The sequence below is a fragment of the Neisseria sp. HMSC074B07 genome (genome assembly GCF_001810355.1).
In the GTDB taxonomy this organism is placed as follows: Bacteria; Pseudomonadota; Gammaproteobacteria; order Burkholderiales; family Neisseriaceae; genus Neisseria.
This window is the reverse complement of sequence record NZ_KV800935.1, coordinates 1-15,348: the sequence shown is the minus strand read 5'-3', so window position 1 is coordinate 15,348 and position 15,348 is coordinate 1. Positions and strand designations below refer to the sequence as shown.

Annotated in this window: 14 protein-coding genes; 4 read left to right on the top strand and 10 right to left on the bottom strand. The window is 53.6% G+C overall.

All coding sequences use genetic code 11. The features are described 5' to 3' along the window. Positions 1–73: 73 nt before the first annotated feature. A complete protein-coding gene (locus tag HMPREF2726_RS06440; protein ID WP_070602688.1) occupies positions 74–829 on the top strand; it encodes a class I SAM-dependent methyltransferase in 756 nt (251 codons plus the stop codon). A 66-nt stretch (positions 830–895) separates the two neighbouring features. Here HMPREF2726_RS06440 and HMPREF2726_RS06435 read toward each other — a convergent pair whose 3' ends face one another. From HMPREF2726_RS06435 to HMPREF2726_RS06420, 4 genes are all read right to left on the bottom strand, one after another. Continuing rightward, entirely contained in the window at positions 896–2,335 is a 1,440-nt protein-coding gene (locus HMPREF2726_RS06435) for a surface lipoprotein assembly modifier (RefSeq protein WP_070602686.1), read from the bottom strand. 122 nt (positions 2,336–2,457) lie between these two features. Further along, positions 2,458–3,198 carry a Slam-dependent surface lipoprotein gene (locus tag HMPREF2726_RS06430; protein WP_070602684.1) on the bottom strand — a complete coding sequence of 247 codons (741 nt, stop codon included), beginning with the start codon at positions 3,196–3,198 and terminating at the stop codon, positions 2,458–2,460. A gap of 446 nt (positions 3,199–3,644) precedes the next feature. Further along, entirely contained in the window at positions 3,645–4,640 is a 996-nt protein-coding gene (locus HMPREF2726_RS06425) for a peptidylprolyl isomerase (protein ID WP_003768499.1), read from the bottom strand. Continuing rightward, positions 4,637–7,045 carry an LPS-assembly protein LptD gene (locus HMPREF2726_RS06420; protein ID WP_210399683.1) on the bottom strand — a complete coding sequence of 803 codons (2,409 nt, stop codon included), beginning with the start codon at positions 7,043–7,045 and terminating at the stop codon, positions 4,637–4,639. Before HMPREF2726_RS06420 ends, HMPREF2726_RS06425 begins: the two co-directional genes overlap by 4 nt. Positions 7,046–7,114: 69 nt before the next feature. On the opposite strand from HMPREF2726_RS06420, the gene amgK reads away from it, so the two are divergent. Next, complete coding sequence (amgK, locus tag HMPREF2726_RS06415; RefSeq protein ID WP_070602680.1) at positions 7,115–8,119, top strand: N-acetylmuramate/N-acetylglucosamine kinase AmgK; 1,005 nt, start codon at positions 7,115–7,117, stop codon at positions 8,117–8,119. A 246-nt stretch (positions 8,120–8,365) separates the two neighbouring features. Here amgK and pyrI read toward each other — a convergent pair whose 3' ends face one another. The 3 genes from pyrI to HMPREF2726_RS06400 form a co-directional block, all read right to left on the bottom strand. Continuing rightward, the gene (gene pyrI / locus HMPREF2726_RS06410) at positions 8,366–8,824 is read right to left on the bottom strand and encodes an aspartate carbamoyltransferase regulatory subunit (RefSeq protein WP_070602678.1); all 459 of its coding nucleotides are present in this window, start codon (positions 8,822–8,824) and stop codon (positions 8,366–8,368) included. 9 nt (positions 8,825–8,833) lie between these two features. Continuing rightward, positions 8,834–9,754, bottom strand: coding sequence for an aspartate carbamoyltransferase (gene pyrB / locus HMPREF2726_RS06405; RefSeq protein ID WP_070602676.1), 921 nt, complete (start codon positions 9,752–9,754; stop codon positions 8,834–8,836). A 241-nt stretch (positions 9,755–9,995) separates the two neighbouring features. Further along, the gene (locus HMPREF2726_RS06400) at positions 9,996–10,379 is read right to left on the bottom strand and encodes a hypothetical protein (RefSeq protein WP_009312646.1); all 384 of its coding nucleotides are present in this window, start codon (positions 10,377–10,379) and stop codon (positions 9,996–9,998) included. A 372-nt stretch (positions 10,380–10,751) separates the two neighbouring features. Between HMPREF2726_RS06400 and HMPREF2726_RS06395 the strand changes: the two genes are divergently transcribed. Together HMPREF2726_RS06395 and HMPREF2726_RS06390 are read left to right on the top strand one after the other, a co-directional pair. Next, a complete protein-coding gene (locus tag HMPREF2726_RS06395; protein ID WP_009312647.1) occupies positions 10,752–11,522 on the top strand; it encodes a DUF6796 family protein in 771 nt (256 codons plus the stop codon). 332 nt (positions 11,523–11,854) lie between these two features. Next, positions 11,855–12,691: a GNAT family N-acetyltransferase gene (locus HMPREF2726_RS06390; RefSeq protein WP_070602674.1), complete on the top strand. Its 837-nt coding sequence runs from the start codon at positions 11,855–11,857 to the stop codon at positions 12,689–12,691. 74 nt (positions 12,692–12,765) lie between these two features. Here HMPREF2726_RS06390 and HMPREF2726_RS06385 read toward each other — a convergent pair whose 3' ends face one another. The 3 genes from HMPREF2726_RS06385 to HMPREF2726_RS06375 all read right to left on the bottom strand — a co-directional run. Beyond that, positions 12,766–13,665: a hypothetical protein gene (locus HMPREF2726_RS06385; RefSeq protein ID WP_070602672.1), complete on the bottom strand. Its 900-nt coding sequence runs from the start codon at positions 13,663–13,665 to the stop codon at positions 12,766–12,768. 13 nt (positions 13,666–13,678) lie between these two features. Then, complete coding sequence (locus HMPREF2726_RS06380) at positions 13,679–14,734, bottom strand: DUF2515 family protein (RefSeq protein WP_070602670.1); 1,056 nt, start codon at positions 14,732–14,734, stop codon at positions 13,679–13,681. Beyond that, positions 14,735–15,348 (bottom strand): DUF2345 domain-containing protein (locus HMPREF2726_RS06375; protein ID WP_246827871.1); only part of this gene is annotated, 614 nt, incomplete at its 5' end.

The window sequence follows — 15,348 nt, the reverse complement described above, 5'->3', positions numbered from 1 at the left end:
CCGCCTTGTCTCATTTTTATTTTAATCCACTATATAATCCGCCTTTTTCAGACAACCCCGACCCGCAACCGCCATGACGCCCATTTATCTCGCCGACACCGCCACCGAACACGCCCGCCGTTTGGCGCGGCAATTCCAGCTTCCGATTTTGTCCGACCTGCCCGACAGCGGCGAATACCTGCTTGCCGATGCGGAGGGCGTCAGCTTGTGCCGCGCGGGGGAGAAGGGGCGTGTCCGCGTCGATTTCGGCGGCGGCGCAGCCCAATACCGGCGCACCAAAGGCGGCGGCGAGCTGATTGCCAAGGCGGTCAACCACACAACCAAACCGACCGTCTGGGACGGCACCGGCGGACTCGGGCGCGACAGTTTCGTCCTCGCCTCGCTCGGTTTGAACGTCCACACTTTCGAGCAGCATCCCGCCGTCGCCTGCCTGCTTGCCGACGGCCTCGAACGCGCGCTGCAAGCGCCTGAAATTCAAGACATCGCCCGCCGCATGACTTTCCATTATGGCAACGCCGTCGAATTGATGCGCGAACTCGCCGCTCAATCGCGCCCCGACATTGTGTACCTCGACCCCATGTACCCCGAACGCCAAAAGTCCGCCGCCGTCAAAAAGGAAATGGCGTATTTCCACAGCGTCGTCGGTGCCGCCCAAGAAGAAGCCGGGTTGCTTGCCGCCGCCCGCGCCATCGCCAAAAAGCGCGTCGTCGTCAAACGCCCGCGCCTCGGCGAGTTTCTCAACGGCGAAAAACCCGCCTACCAATACACGGGCAAAAGCACCCGATTTGATGTGTATTTGCCCGATCATCCGGTTAAAGACGGGGAATAATTCAAAACGCGCAAAGGTCGTCTGAAAACTGAATTTCAGACGACCTTTGTGTTTCTACGTCCTGCGTTAGAACGATTTCACCAGCGACAGACCGACTTCGTTTTGCTTGTAGCTGTACAGCCAGTCGGTGTTGCCGTGGACGCGGCGGTGTTTGTAGCTGAGGACGGGCTTGAGGCCGGCGAATTTCCAGCGGTCCGCGCCTATGCTGAGGCGGTAGGTCTGTTCTTTGTCGCGGCGGCGTTGTTCGAGGACGGCGTTTTCTTCGCGGTGGCTGCGGATGCCGAAGGTGGCGGAGGCGGAGGCGTCGAAGCCGGCTTCAAACATTTTTGCCGCGCCCAGCCGTGCGGAGATGAGGCGGTAGCTGTCTACCGGCTCTTTGGCTTTGCGCTGCTGCCAGTCTATGCCGCCGTAGAGCATGAGGTCGTTGCGCGGGAAGTAGGACAGGGTGTTGTAAACGGAGAAGAGGCTGCCGTCGAGTAGGCGGGTTTTGTCGGAATAGGAAAGGTATTTCCACTCGGCTTCGGTATTCCACGTCCAGCTGCCTTTGTCGAGGTTCCACTCGCTGCGCACGCCGTAGGCGCGGTTGAGGGTTTTGCCGCCGCTGCCGTTCCATTCGACGAGCGGGGCGAGGGCGAAGGTGTGGCGGTGGTTTTCAAACTGATAGCCTGCGCTGAGGTTGAGTGTGTGTTCGTTGAAGTCTTTATGGTCGCGGTAGAAGCGGCCGTAGCCGAGCGCGCGGGCGGCGATGCCGTGGTGTCCTTTAATCTGCCAGCGGCGGACGGCGGCGGCTTCGTATTTGATGCCGTTGGCGGAAATGGGCTGGTCGCCTGAAAATTCTTCCCAGCATTCGCCGTCTATTTCGGTTTTACACCACACTTTGCCGCTGGCTTCGTTGATGTTGCTGTTGTGGACGGCGCCGACGGAAAGGCTGCCCTGCCAGCTTTGGCGTTGGTTTAGAGAGTCGCGGAAATGGCCGATGTTTTCTTTGACGGCTTCGGGCAGGTCTTCGTTTTGAAGGCGCATAAATTCGGAAGTGGCTTCGCGGTTCAGACGACCTTCAAAGAGCAGGCGGGCGTAATCGAGCCGTCCGCGCGTGAAGTCGGGATGGCGTTGCAGCAGGGTTTCGTAGTCTTGTTTGGCGGCTTTCCACCTGCCTTCGCCGCGGGCGAGCGAGGCGCGGGCAAAGAGGGCGATGTCGGGGTCGTATTCGGTTTGCTGGGTATAACGCTCAAGCAGCGGGCGCACGGTTTGCCAGTCGCTGCGGTTGACGGCGTTAAACAGGGCTTCGCCTTGGTCGGCTTCGGGGTCGGTTTCGGCTGTCTGCCCGATGTGTTCGGCGGGAATGTCGAGGCGGTATTCGCGCACTTTTTGTTCCTGCTCCTGCATGGTTTGGCGGGTGTCCTGCCACAGGCGTTGCGCGGTACGGTCGTCTGAAAAGTCAGAACGGGGCGCGGCAAGGACGGGGGCAACGAGAAACAGGATAAGGCAGGCAGACGGTTTGTACATGGTGTCGGCTTTCCGATCGGCGGGTTTCAGACGACCTTGAGAAGGTTGGCGGGCTGGTGTTTAAAAAAGCCTGCGTGAAGCAGGCTTTATTTTACTTAACTCATTTTACTTAACTAGGGATTTTAGCGTTTTACACCGCCGAATGCCGTATCCAAGTTGCGGTCGGTTTTAAATTTGGCAACACCGGCCAGCGCGCTTGCGTTGTGACCGAAGAAGTGGCCTTCGGTTTTACCGAAGTGGCCGTTGGCGCGGGCGTAGCCTTCAAACGATGCGCTGGACGGTTTGATGCGGGAATGGATGTCCATCTGTACAGCGTTGTTTTTCATAGAACCTGCCAAGACGCGTTGACCGAAGTCTGCGCGCAAAGTACCGACCATCGGGTTGTTGCCGGTGTAGTTGTTAATACCTTTGACGGCGTAGTTGGCTACACCGGATACCGGCATAGAGGTAGCGCGTTTGTCGCCAGAGTAGAAAACGCCGCGGTTGGTGCCTTTGGCGTATTCTTTACCGACCCACTCGCCGTAGTACACTTCAGAGCCGCCGCTCTTGATGGTGTTGAACGCATAGCGGCCGAGGTTTTGACGGGTGCGTGCGTCGTTGACCTGTACGGTTTTCACGCCGTTGCGGTCTACATTGCCGGGCATGCGGTTGACGTTAGTGTAGTGCACGCCCGAACGGTAGGCAGCGTGTTTCATCACTTTTTCGCCTTCGGCTTCAGATGCGGGTTTGCCCCATTTTTTGCCGTATTTGTGGTTTTGATAACCGTAATCAAATGGATTGTAGGCATTGTTGGCGGCAAATACGCCTGCGCTGAACAAAACAGCTAAAACAGCAGCGGTGGTTTTTTGCAGATTCAGTTTCATGATACGCTCCTTAGGGGAAAAACGATGGTGGGGAAAATGATGTTCCGTCCGTGTCAGTGTGAGCAGACTATCGTTATGTGAGGAGACTTGTTTTTCTTTTTTCTGAACATCATTCTAGAGGGGGAGTGTTAGAGGAGAATTAGCGGATGTTTTAGGGAGTGTCTTAATGAGATAAGAATATTTATTTTTGGTTAAGATGTATAGTGGGTTAACTTTAAACCAGTACGGCGTTGCCTCCGCCTTGTCCTGATTTAAAGTTAATCCACTATATTTGGAATCAATCGGCGCGAGCGGTATGATGTTGTCCGCCAAATTGTCTGTGGTTACGTTGTTTTGTCCCGATGGATATTCGATTTGCGATTAGGCTGGTGTGTTAGGGAGAAGGTTGACCTAAAACAAAAAAAGGTCGTCTGAAAAGTTTCAGACGACCTTTTTTCAACAACATCTTAGCGGATGTTGACGTACGCGCCCGAGTGCAGGTCGCGCAGCAGGTTTGCTGTGGCTTGTTGGGCTTTTTGTCCGGACATATATTGGCGTACGGCGTTGCGTTGGCGCTCTTCGGGCGTACCGGCGTCACGGACGTCGTTCAGCTTGATGATGTGCCAGCCGAATTGTGTGCGTACGGGCGGGCTGATTTGACCGGGTTTGAGCTTGTGGACGGCTTCTTCAAAGGGCGCGACCATCATGCCGTCGGCGAACCAACCCAAATCACCGCCGCTGTTCGCGCTGCCGTCTTGCGAATATTGGCGCGCCAAACCGGCGAAGTCCGCACCGCTGCGGGCTTGTGCATAGATTTTGCGGATGGTGCTTTCCGCGCCTGCCGCTGCGTTGTCGTTGTCGGCTTTAATCAGGATGTGCTGCGCGCTGTATTGGCGCATCGGTTCGCCTTCGGGCAGGGCGACACCTTGTTGGCGCGCGCGCTCGATGAAACTGTTGACTTCTGCATCGCTGACGCGGCTGTTTTGCATCACGGCCTGCTGGCGCACTTTTTCCATAATGATGGTGTCGGCGATTTCGCGGCGGGTCTGTGCGGACGGATTTTTCAGCGACGGCGTTTGGGCGATGACGGCATCGATTTCGGCATCGGTTGCTTGAATGTTGCGGCGTTTGCCCGCTTGAACAATCAGGGATTGGTTGACCAGTTGCGCCAGGACCTGCTGGCGGAGTTCGTCTTCGCTGATTTGCGTGCCTTTGGGAAGGTGTTGGCGCGCTTCGGCAATGGCATGTGCCAGCTGGCGCTGGGTAATGACTTCGTTGTCGGCAATGGCGGCGATGCCGTCGGAAAGGCGTACGGCGCCCGAATCGGCAGGCGTGGCTGCCGCTGCCTGTTTTGCCGCTTTCTGCGTTTTGACCGGCTTGCCTTTGGATGCGGCTTTGGGCGCGGCGTGTGCGTTCAATGCCAGACCGAGTGCGGCGGCAAGAATCAGGGGTTTGACGTTCATGGGGTAACTACCTCGTTGGTTTTGCTGTAGCCGGGAATGGCCAAGCGCAGTTTTTCAAATGGGTTGTTGTCGAGATTGCTCAGGTCTTTGAGTTGGAGATTGAAGAATACGGCGTTTTTGCGGCTGTTTTCGCCGGTCACGTAGCGTTGTCCGACGAGGCTCGCGCTCCAGCAGCCGCAATCGCTTTTGTATTCCGCGCCAACTAAGATTTCAAGCGGTTTCTTGGCTTGGATTTCGTAGTTGTAACGTGCGACGGCGTAAAGGTTTTTACGGATGGGCCATTGCGCCGCCAAATCGATTTGGCGGATTTTGTCGTAGAAATAGTTGCCGTCCGATTGCAGGTAAATGCGTTCGTTGCGGCCGTATTTGTAACGTGCACTCAATACTTTGCCCGGCTCGGGATTGTAGCGGACGGTCGCGGCGTAGCTTTCGGCGCGGCTTTCGTTTTGGTTGTAGTGGATATCGAAGCCGGCATGGATGCTGTCGCTCAGTTTGCCGTGCGCGAAGCCGACCCAGTCGGATTGGCTGCGTTCATAACGGCCGACGCTGCCGTCCAGCAATACGTTGTCGTTTTTGAAATAAAACTTCTGTCCGATGCCGGCACGGAACAGCTCGGCACCGTTGTTCGGATTGAGGAATCGGGTTTGCGCGGCAGCGGTCAGGCTGTTGGCGGAGTTGATGCGGTCGTTGCCGACGTACAGGTTTTCACGGAAAAGCTGGTTGTAAGAGAAGCTGTTTTCCGAGGTGTCGAAATTGGGTAAGTCGTTTTGGGACTTGGTCGGGATGTAGTTGTAGAACAGGCGCGGTTCGAGGGTTTGCAGATAGGCTTTGCCGAACACATTGGCGTTGCGCTCGAAGGTCATGCCGGTATCGACGTTGAATATCGGCAATACGCGGCTGACGCGGCGGCTGGATTGGTTGCCGAACGAGCCTAAGTCGTAATAAGTCGCGTGTACGCCGATTTTCGGACGGATATAGCCCCATTGGTTGTTGAAATCCCAACGGACGCTGGGATACAGCACGGTACGGCTACCATCTTGTTTGCTGTCGTGTACGAAACGGGTGAACTGGCTGAATACGTTGATATTCGCCTTGCCTATGGTTTTCTGCCAACGTCCGGTCAGACGCGGCATGATGGCGTAAGGTTCGTCTTTGTAACCGTTTTGGTTGGCAAGGGTTTGGTATTTCTGTACGTTCAACGCACCATCAAAAGAGCCGCCCCAGATATTGTCGCCGTAGTTCAGCCACAGTTGGCGGTTGAGATTGACGTTGCTGGCGATGTCCTCGCGTCCGTAGAAATCGCGGTAGTAATTGTCGTCTGAAACCTGATTGAAGCTGATGCCGCCGCTGAGTTTGTCGGTCAGTTGGTGGTTGTGGTCAAACTTGATTTGATAGCGGTTGTTTTCGTGGCGTTTTTTATCGTGCGGCATCCAATCGCCGTCGATGACGCCGTTAAATTTCGGCTCGAGATAGCGGACCTGTCCGCCAAGCTGCACGCCGCGCGAGCTGATGATGCCAGGGCGGAAGGTGGCGTCCAAGTTGGGGGCGAGGTTGAAATAATAGGGAAGGGCGAGTTCCAAACCGTCCGAACCGGTTGACAAGGTCGGCACCAGCAGGCCGCTCTTGCGATGGCCGTTGAGCGGGAAGTCCGCCCAAGGCGTATAAAGTACGGGAACACCGCCGAACACCAGCGATGCGTCTTTTGCCACGCCTATGCCCGTTTCCTGATCGGTTTCGATGCTTTTCGCTTTGATGAACCAACTCGCATCACCGGGCGAGCAGGTATTGAATTTGGTATTGATGAGCTTGTACAGCCCTTTGCCTTTCATTTCCGCCTTTTCGCTGACGCTCTGGAGGCGGCGGCCGTCTTTTTCGGCATCGACGCGGACGTATTCGCTCGAGCCGGTATTGTCTTTCAGGTTATACACCAAAGTATCGCCGCTGACGGTCGAGCCGTCTTGATACAGCGTAAAGCGGTCGCCCGCCCTGACAGTATCGCTGGTTTGGTCGTAATCCGCCCAATCGGCGTTCAACACTTCCTGATTGCGCTCGATGATGACGTCGCCTTCGGCGCGGACGGCGACTTTAGACTGTCCGGCAACCTTGTCCGCAATCACGCGGGTGTAGTCCTGCGGCAGGGGTTCTTCACCGCTGCGTTTGATTTCAGGCTGCTTGTTTGCTTCCGAAGCCTGATGCTGGCAAAACAGGCAGGTATCGCCCAAGGACAATTTGTCCTGATCGGCCGGACGATGGTTCTCCACGCTTTGAACCGCAGGCGGGGTGGTCTTTACCGGCTCGTAATCGGCAGGTTGCGGCAAAGATGCATTTTGCGCATATGCCCCTCCCGCGCCGAAGCCGACGCTTAACGCCAAAACCAATGGTTTGAGTGAAAATAAACGAGCCAAAATCGCCCCTTAAATCGGTTTGCCAGTTAGAATAGCGGTTATTTTAACCTGAAAATCCGCGACACCGCTATGCAACGACAAACCGAATTACAAAATTGGCTTCGCGCCGTCTATCCCGAACAAAACTTCGAATTGAGCTTCGCCGCCGCCGATGCCGACTTCCGACGCTACTTCCGCGCTACGTTTGCCGACGGCAAGACCGTCATCTGCATGGACGCTCCGCCCGATAAAATGAGCGTCGCTCCTTACCTAAAAGTGCAAAAACTTTTCAATATGCTTAACGTTCCCCAAGTATTGTATGTGGACGAAGCACAAGGATTTATGGTACTCAACGACTTGGGAAGCACCACTTTCCTGACCGCCATGCAGCAAGAGCAAGGCGCGGATGCACACAAAGTCCTGCTGCTTGAAGCCATAGACGAACTGGTCGAGCTGCAAAAAGCGAGCCGCGCGGGCGAATTGCCCGAGTACGACCGCGACATCATGCTGCGCGAAATCAACCTGTTCCCCGAATGGTTCGTCGCCAAAGAACTCGGACGCGAACTCAACTTCAAACAACGCCAGCTTTGGCAGCAAACCGTAGATACCCTGTTGCCGCCGCTGCTTGCCCAGCCGCAGGTGTACGTCCACCGCGACTTCATCGTCCGCAACCTCATGCTCACCACCGGCCGACCCGGCGTGCTCGATTTCCAAGACGCACTCTACGGCCCGATTTCCTACGACTTGGTTTCCCTCCTGCGCGACGCCTTCATCGAATGGGAAGAAGAATTCGTCTTGGACTTGGTCATCCGTTACTGGGAAAAAGCCCGCGCCGCCGGATTGCCCGTACCCGCCGCGTTTGACGAGTTTTACCGCTGGTTTGAATGGATGGGCGTACAGCGTCATCTGAAAGTCGCCGGCATCTTCGCCCGCCTGTACTACCGCGACGGCAAGGACAAATACCGCCCCGAAATCCCGCGTTTCCTCAACTACCTGCGCCGCACCTCCCGCCGCTACACCGAGCTTGCTCCGCTTTACGCGCTGTTGGTCGAACTGGTCGGCGATGATGAATTGGAAACCGGGTTTACGTTTTAAAAGGCAGATGGCTTTGTGCCATTCTTGATGATGAAAGAGGTCGTCTGAAAATCCTGAAATGGGGTTTCAGACGACCTCTTTAAGTCTGCTCTCGTCTGTTGAGGATGTTGTGGATAGGATTTCGGATACATGGCATGAGAGTTCGCGTAGCTCATTTCTTTTTCACTATAAAAAGGTCGTCTGAAAACCTGATTTCAAGTTTTCAGACGACCTTTTGCATTCATGCCGGTCCAGCCTTAGCGAAAACTAAGCCTCCGCCACAGAATCGCGGCTGAAGGTTTTTTCGCAGTAGTGGCATTTGAGCTTGGTCTGCCCGCTTTGTTTGCGGACGTAGAAGCAGCTTTTCACCGGCTCGCCGTGGCTGGCGCAGTTGGTGTTCGGGCAGCGGAACACTTCGGCGATTTCGTCGGGCAGGGTGAGCCGGCGTTTGTTGATGACTTTGAAGTGGTCGATGGTGTTGACGACGGCTTCGGGGGCGAAGAGGGCGAGGCGGTTGGCGGCGTTGTCGTCCAGCCAGACGCCGGTGATTTTGATGATGTCTTTGCTGCCTTGGGTTTTGCTGGGCAGGTTGAAGCCGACGGTGACGGCGCTGCCGTAGTGCAGCAGTTTGAATTGGCGCAGGATAATCAGGCCTTTGCCTGCGGGGATGTGGTCGATGACGGTGCCTTTTTCGATGGCTTCGACGCTGAGTTTGGGGGTTTCCATATTTGCTCCTTATACTTCTTCGTTCAACACCAGCGATAAAATCGCCATGCGGGCGTAAACGCCGTTGGTCGCCTGCTCGAAATAGTAGGCGTGCGGCGTGGCATCGACGTCGGGGTGGATTTCATCAACGCGCGGCAGGGGGTGCAACACGCGCAGGTTGGGGCGGGCGTTGGCGAGCATGGCGGCGTTGAGGTTGAATTTGCCTTGGATTTTGGCGAACTCTTGTTCGTCGAAGCGTTCGCGCTGGACGCGGGTCATGTACAGGATGTCCGCCCATTCGACGGCGGTTTCGAGGTCGGGCAGGATTTGGTAGCGGCAGCCTGCGGCTTCGAGTTCTTCGGTGATGTATTCGGGCATGGCGAGGCTGGGCGGGGAGACGAAGGCGAATTCGCAGTCCCAGCGTTTGAGGGCTTGGCAGAGGGAATGGACGGTGCGGCCGTATTTGAGGTCGCCCGCCATGGCGATTTTGAGGTTGTTCAGACGGCCTTGGGTTTCGTAGATGGTCACGAGGTCGAGCAGGGTTTGGCTGGGGTGTTGGTTGGTGCCGTCGCCGGCGTTGATGACGGGGACTTTGGAAAACTCGGCGGACACGCGCGCCGCGCCGTCTTTGGGGTGGCGTTGGATGATGGCGTCGGTGTAGCTGGAGATGATGCGGGCGGTGTCGGCGAGGGTTTCGCCTTTTTTCGCGCTAGTGTTCGCGCCGTCGGAAAAGCCGATGACTTTGCCTCCCAATCGTTGTACGGCGGTTTCAAACGACAGGCGCGTGCGGGTGGAGGGTTCGAAAAAACATGAGCCGATAAGTTTGCCTTCGAGCAGGTCGTCGCGCGGGTCGGCTTTGAGCTTGAGGGCGGTTTGCAGGAGCAGCTCGAGCTGTTCGGTCGTCAGGTCGGAAATGGAGATGACGTGTTGTCGGTAAAGCGGGTTGGGCATTCGGCTTCCTTTCTTCAATTCGGCAAAAACCCCGCTAAGGCGGGGTTTTACGAAACAACGACGAACGCGCCGCGGCGTGCGGTACGGGCAAAACGGGCGGGGCGGGCGTTAAGGCGCATGGGTCGTCTGAAATCGGTTTGAGGTGGCGGTATTATCGCATATTTGACGGGGTGGGGTTTCGGATTTTCGTGAAAAGGGGTCGTCTGAAAAATGGGGTTTCATCCTTTTCAGACGACCTGCTTTATTCGGTTTTGCCCGTCAGGGCTTTCATACAAAGCTGATATTCCGCCTTGCCCGTATCTCGGGCGAAGATGGCGTAGTCGGATTTGGGGACGGCGTTCAAAGCCGATTGCGGAAAGTGGTAGATTTCTTGCGCCACGCGCTCGGTTAGCCCTTGAATGAAGGAGCGGCTGTAATCGTTTTTGGCAACAACCATAAAGCGTTCGTTCATTTTTTCGACGGTTTGTCCGAGGCCCGTACCGGACAAACGTTCGCCCATAGCGGTTTGAGCCATCAGTCCGACCAGGGCGCATTGGTCTTGGAAGGATGCTTCTTGCGGTTCGGCGTGTACAACAGAGAATGCGGCGGCGAGCAGGAGGGTTGCGGTATATTTTTGTATGTTCATGGTGGTTTTTTTGGAATAGAGGTTGTTGGAGCAGGCGGAAATTTACATGAAGTATTCTGTGGTGGCAACAACACGAAGACAGCAGGATTTCAAGCGTGAAAAAGCGAGAAGGCGAAACCGTTTACCGTTTGGGCATTATCCGCGGGCGAAGCGGCGACGAACATCAGACGCAGGTCGTCTGAATTTTACTTGCCGGAATGATTTAAGGCTATTTGAAATAGTTTCAGACGGTCTTATGTTATTCCCTATGAATTTAAGCAGTTGCCGGAAATTTTGTGAAAACATCATAGGACGTACCGATAATTTGAGAACTTATCTTCCTGTTTAATAGTCTATTTTATTGTCGAGAATACCCCGACAGGATTCCATGATATGCAAAATCAAAATGAAGCATTCGTTAGGTGCGGGTCGTCTGAAACCGCTGTTTCCCGACTTTCTCTGCTGCTTTGGGCGGGAATTGCAGCGGCGGTGTGCTGGACTGTTGCCGATATGCTGCTGGTCGGATTCGTGCAGACGCCGGAACGTTATCCCCTGCTTTCGCAGACGCTGGCGCCGCAGTTGGGTGAGGCGGCGGATTTTGCCGTGCTGATGCAGGCAGGCTCGCCCGAACGGCTGCTGTGGGGCGTGTTGCCGGCGACGTTTTCTGCGGTGCTGTATCTGGCGGCGGCATTCGGCGTTTACCGGCTGATGCGGCCCGGACGCACGGCCAAGGTCGGTTTTGCAGTGCTGTTTTTCGGATATGCGCTGTCGCCTTTGGGGCATGCCGGTTTTTATTTTACGGGCATGGTTGCCAAGGTGCTGCTGAATGCCGTGCCGGACGATTATCCGCCGCTACTGACGCTGTTCCGTCATTTTTACCGGATGCTGGAGGTGCACTGGATGGCTTCGGTCGGTTCGATTGCGGCGGGATGGCTGCTGTTGCTGGTACAGACGCTGCGCCGTAGGGCGCTGCTTCCGCGTGTCACTGCATGGTGCAATCCGTTGCCGGTAGGAACGGTTATTGCGGTTTCGTGCAGCCTGTTTCCGCAATCACCCGTTGCCGCCGCGCTTGGCGGGGCGACGTTTAATCTGGCGCAGTTGGTGTTTTTTGTTTGTGCGGCGACGTGTGTCCTCAGGCGGGGAATGGGGATGCAGCCGGGCTGAAATAAAACGATGCCATCTTTGTCGGACGGCAATCATCCGCCTTGGCGCCGATGCTTGTAATACAGGTAATCCGCCGTTTCATCCCAAACACATCACACATCATATTGCCGCTACGGCTCAAAGGTCGTCTGAAATTTAACGTTCCATTTTCAGACGACCCTTGTCGTTTTTCAAAAAACAAAAAATCTGACTCCGGCCCCGAACGCCACGAAGCACGGACAGTAGGGTATAATTGCGAAATATATTCTTTTGTGAAATCAATAAAAAACAAAGACGAAAAGCAGTTTTTGAAAGGTTTCACCCTAATTTCAAACTCTACACAGGAAACCGCCATGTTAGTCTGCAACCCTTACGAAGTCGTGATTCACGGCACAACCAACAAAGGCAAGATTTTCCGTCCCAGCGACTGGGCAGAACGCCTGTGCGGCATATTGTCCTCATTCACCAAAGACAACCGGCTGTCCTACTCCAACTGGGTGCGCCCCATGCTGGTGGACAACGTCCGCTGCGTCGCCGTCGATAAGAAACTCGAAGAAGACAATCCGCAGATGTTCCGTTTCCTGATGGACTTTGCCGCCGACAATGACTTGCGCATCATCGACTGCAAAGAGCTTTTGAAAGAACAGGAAGCAAAAGCACAAGGCGAACCTGCCGAACGCGTCCCGCTGGCGCAAGCCATCGAAGAAAAACACGCCGCCGAAAAAGCAAAGACTCAAGCAGCCACCGCCGAATACATTTTGCGCGAAATCCCGCCCGAAGACACATCCACCGCCTTCGCCGCCCTCAGCGTCCTGCGTTCCGCATTGACCGACATCAGCAAATTTACCGAACAAATCAACACCATCCAACGCCCCGCCGGCTACCGCCTCTTGGGTATTTTTGAAGAAGGCAAACACAACGCCGTCGCCGTCTGCGGCTTCCGCGAAGCCTGCAACCTCGCCAGCGGCCGCCATATCCACATCGACGACATCGTTACCCTGCCGCAAAGCCGCCGCAAAGGCTACGCCTCCCGCCTGTTGGCAGAGGTCCGCAAAATCGGCGCGGAAACGGGCGTGACCAAAATCCACCTCAACGTCCACGTCAACCACGACCGCGTCGATGCACACCGCCTGTATTTCAAAAACGGCTTCGAAATCTGCGCCTACCATTTCCGCTGCGATCCTAAATAAACGCAAAGGTCGTCTGAAAGTTTTCAGACGACCTTTTTTAAAGTTGGGTTTTTAACCTAACCTATGCTGGCTAATCAGTATTTTTTACCTTTATTTTTCAAATAGTCGGTATATATCTTCGGCAGTGGGTCTTGATAGCTTTCGTCTATTTTTATGCCCTGCCTTTTCAGCTCGCGTTCTTTTTCCATACGGTATTTATCATTAGACTGCAACACTTCTTCCACCATGGGCAGCCACTTTGCAGGGATAAAGCGGTCGTCGTTATCTCTCTTGTAAACACCACTGTAATCCTGAAATTTATATTCCAAAGCATCGAACTCCATACTAATCTTATATATCGAGTAGCCTTGCCAATATTCGTTGGAGTCTGCATTAAGGCTAATAGATAATATAACTCCGTCGACATACAGTTCATAGGAAAGGCTTTCAAGTCCTTGGGTAAAGACATTTAGCCACTCCTGCTCGCTTGGTTCGTAATCTATATAGACATATTCCCCGCCCTGAAAAATATCTATTTTATCGACCATCCGTGCGCCGCCAGGATAGTAATACCGCTTCCAGCCTTTAGCTTGCAGCTCCCGCAGCAGCCCTAAAAACTTTTTCCTTGCTTGAAAATGTTTGTCAGGTCGGTCGGAGCGGTAAAACTCCGCATCCACTTCAATACTGGTTACGCCCCAGCCGTTTCCTTCCTGACTGGAAGCCAATACGTGACTGTTGTCCGGCAGCATAAAGCTGTGTTCCCCATGCTTGAAGCGTATCTTGGGGTGATCGCCCAGACTGATAAAGCCTGTACCGTATATTTGTTCGTAACCGCCGTTTAAGCGGTTAACCAGTTCTTGCTCGTTTTCACGCAGGGAGATTTCGGGAATGCCTGTATTCATTTTCCAATCCTTTTGGGCAAACAGGGGGGCATATGCAATAGCGCATACGGTAAATACTACTAAGACGGGGAGGGTTTTGAGGAATTTTTTCATGTACGATTCCCTTTTAAGCCTTGGGAGTCAGTTTATCCGAATACCATCCAGCCAAGGCTTTGAGCGAGGCATGGATTTTTTCGGGCTGCTCCTTCATCAGTCTGTGGTATTTTCTTGCTGCCTCCTTAATCCATATCATACGGTGCTCGACATTTTCTACTTCGAAACTCGGCATTTTTTCCGAAACCTCTTTATCCGAAGGGGTGCTGACAAACCTTGAATCTTGACTATTTTGACGTTCGGTCAGTACCAACTTCAAATCGGGTGCTACAGCGGAAACAAACCTCATCCATTTCATTGCGCTTCTCAGTTTGGGTTTGTTCCAGCAGAGGGGTTGCAGAACGATCCTTTGCTCATGATTGGCAAGTTCGATCAGATGCTTGAATTGGGCTTGTCTTATTTTTTCATCAATTAGTTTGTCTTGAGAACCAGTTTGTTTTTTCTTCATCAGCATTTCAACCTCCTGCAAATATTCAAACGATTTCATCAAATAAGCGCCCTTCCTCGTTTTGAAGTAGCCAATTTCCTTTAATGCCTCAGGTTCTCCAAAAAAACTGATAAACTGCTGGATCGCCGTTGCAACTTTGGGTTGAACCTTGGCTAAGTTAGAATAATCCCGCTTTTCAAAACATTTGTTGAAACTTTGTTCGCATTGGTTATATCCCCAGTGCCAAGGGGAAACATCCATAAACAGCCAAAAATTTCCGGCGATCAGAATTCTAGTTGCGTCATTAGCCAAATGAGACTGCCATGCGTTAAAAGAAAAGGCGACTGTTTTAGAAGCAAATGCCCCTAATCCCATCCAATAATACCTACCCATCAGTTTGGGATTGCCATATTTTTCCTGTTCCAAATAAAAACGTGCGTAGATACCGGCAATGGTCTTTGCCCTTGGTACAGGACTCGCGCTGAAAACGGCAGTCTGCCCATTCTGCGATGCAAAGGAAAGCTGCATATAGGCATATTGCTGCCACATATCCCACCATTTCGGGCACTCAACTTGTTCATAAGTGCAAGCTTTAGTATCTGTTTCCGTCTCAGCCTGAACAATATAATCCCTAAAAGCCATTTAATTCTCCTTATCTTTTTGAATAAACTCTATTTTATACCATACATTATCCAAGCTCAGCGTTTCCTGCTTATCCGAATAAATACGTTCTGTTTTGCCTTGTTTTGAAGTTTCCAAAAATAATTCTTCATGTTCACTATTTAATTTGACATCCCATTCTTTCAATTTCCTTCCTGAAGGTAACTGTAGTACAAACTGCTGGTTATATCGGTTGACAGTAGGCATATTTTTCATATTTACCCCTGCACTATTCGGCCCCGTCACCTCCATCGGCGCCTTCACCCTAACCAGCTTCGGACTCCCGATCTCCACTTCCCCGTTACTCAGCTTGATATACGCCCCTTTGCAGGTAATCAGAATCTCTTCCTTCGCCGCAATGGTGATTTTCCCTGCGCTGCTGGTTAACGTTGCATCCTTCAGCGCATTCAGCTGCAACTCGTCATTCTGTGCCTGCACTTCCACTTTGCCCTGATTGGCCTGCACCTTGATGCCGCTGCTTTGCGCAAACAGGTTGAGACTCTCTGCCGCATGGGCGGTCAGGCTTTGACCGGCGGTGATGTCGGTATGGTTGCCGCTGACCAGGTGGATGTTTTCATTGGCGGTGTGCAGTTGGC

Bases quoted from the DNA above. Each gene is read 5' to 3' on its own strand.
- HMPREF2726_RS06440 (WP_070602688.1), top strand. From the start codon at position 74: ATGACGCCCATTTATCTCGCCGACACCGCCACCGAACACGCCCGCCGT.
- HMPREF2726_RS06435 (WP_070602686.1), bottom strand. From the start codon at position 2,335: ATGTACAAACCGTCTGCCTGCCTTATCCTGTTTCTCGTTGCCCCCGTC.
- HMPREF2726_RS06430 (WP_070602684.1), bottom strand. From the start codon at position 3,198: ATGAAACTGAATCTGCAAAAAACCACCGCTGCTGTTTTAGCTGTTTTG.
- HMPREF2726_RS06425 (WP_003768499.1), bottom strand. From the start codon at position 4,640: ATGAACGTCAAACCCCTGATTCTTGCCGCCGCACTCGGTCTGGCATTG.
- amgK (WP_070602680.1), top strand. From the start codon at position 7,115: ATGCAACGACAAACCGAATTACAAAATTGGCTTCGCGCCGTCTATCCC.
- pyrI (WP_070602678.1), bottom strand. From the start codon at position 8,824: ATGGAAACCCCCAAACTCAGCGTCGAAGCCATCGAAAAAGGCACCGTC.
- pyrB (WP_070602676.1), bottom strand. From the start codon at position 9,754: ATGCCCAACCCGCTTTACCGACAACACGTCATCTCCATTTCCGACCTG.
- HMPREF2726_RS06400 (WP_009312646.1), bottom strand. From the start codon at position 10,379: ATGAACATACAAAAATATACCGCAACCCTCCTGCTCGCCGCCGCATTC.
- HMPREF2726_RS06395 (WP_009312647.1), top strand. From the start codon at position 10,752: ATGCAAAATCAAAATGAAGCATTCGTTAGGTGCGGGTCGTCTGAAACC.
- HMPREF2726_RS06390 (WP_070602674.1), top strand. From the start codon at position 11,855: ATGTTAGTCTGCAACCCTTACGAAGTCGTGATTCACGGCACAACCAAC.
- HMPREF2726_RS06385 (WP_070602672.1), bottom strand. From the start codon at position 13,665: ATGAAAAAATTCCTCAAAACCCTCCCCGTCTTAGTAGTATTTACCGTA.
- HMPREF2726_RS06380 (WP_070602670.1), bottom strand. From the start codon at position 14,734: ATGGCTTTTAGGGATTATATTGTTCAGGCTGAGACGGAAACAGATACT.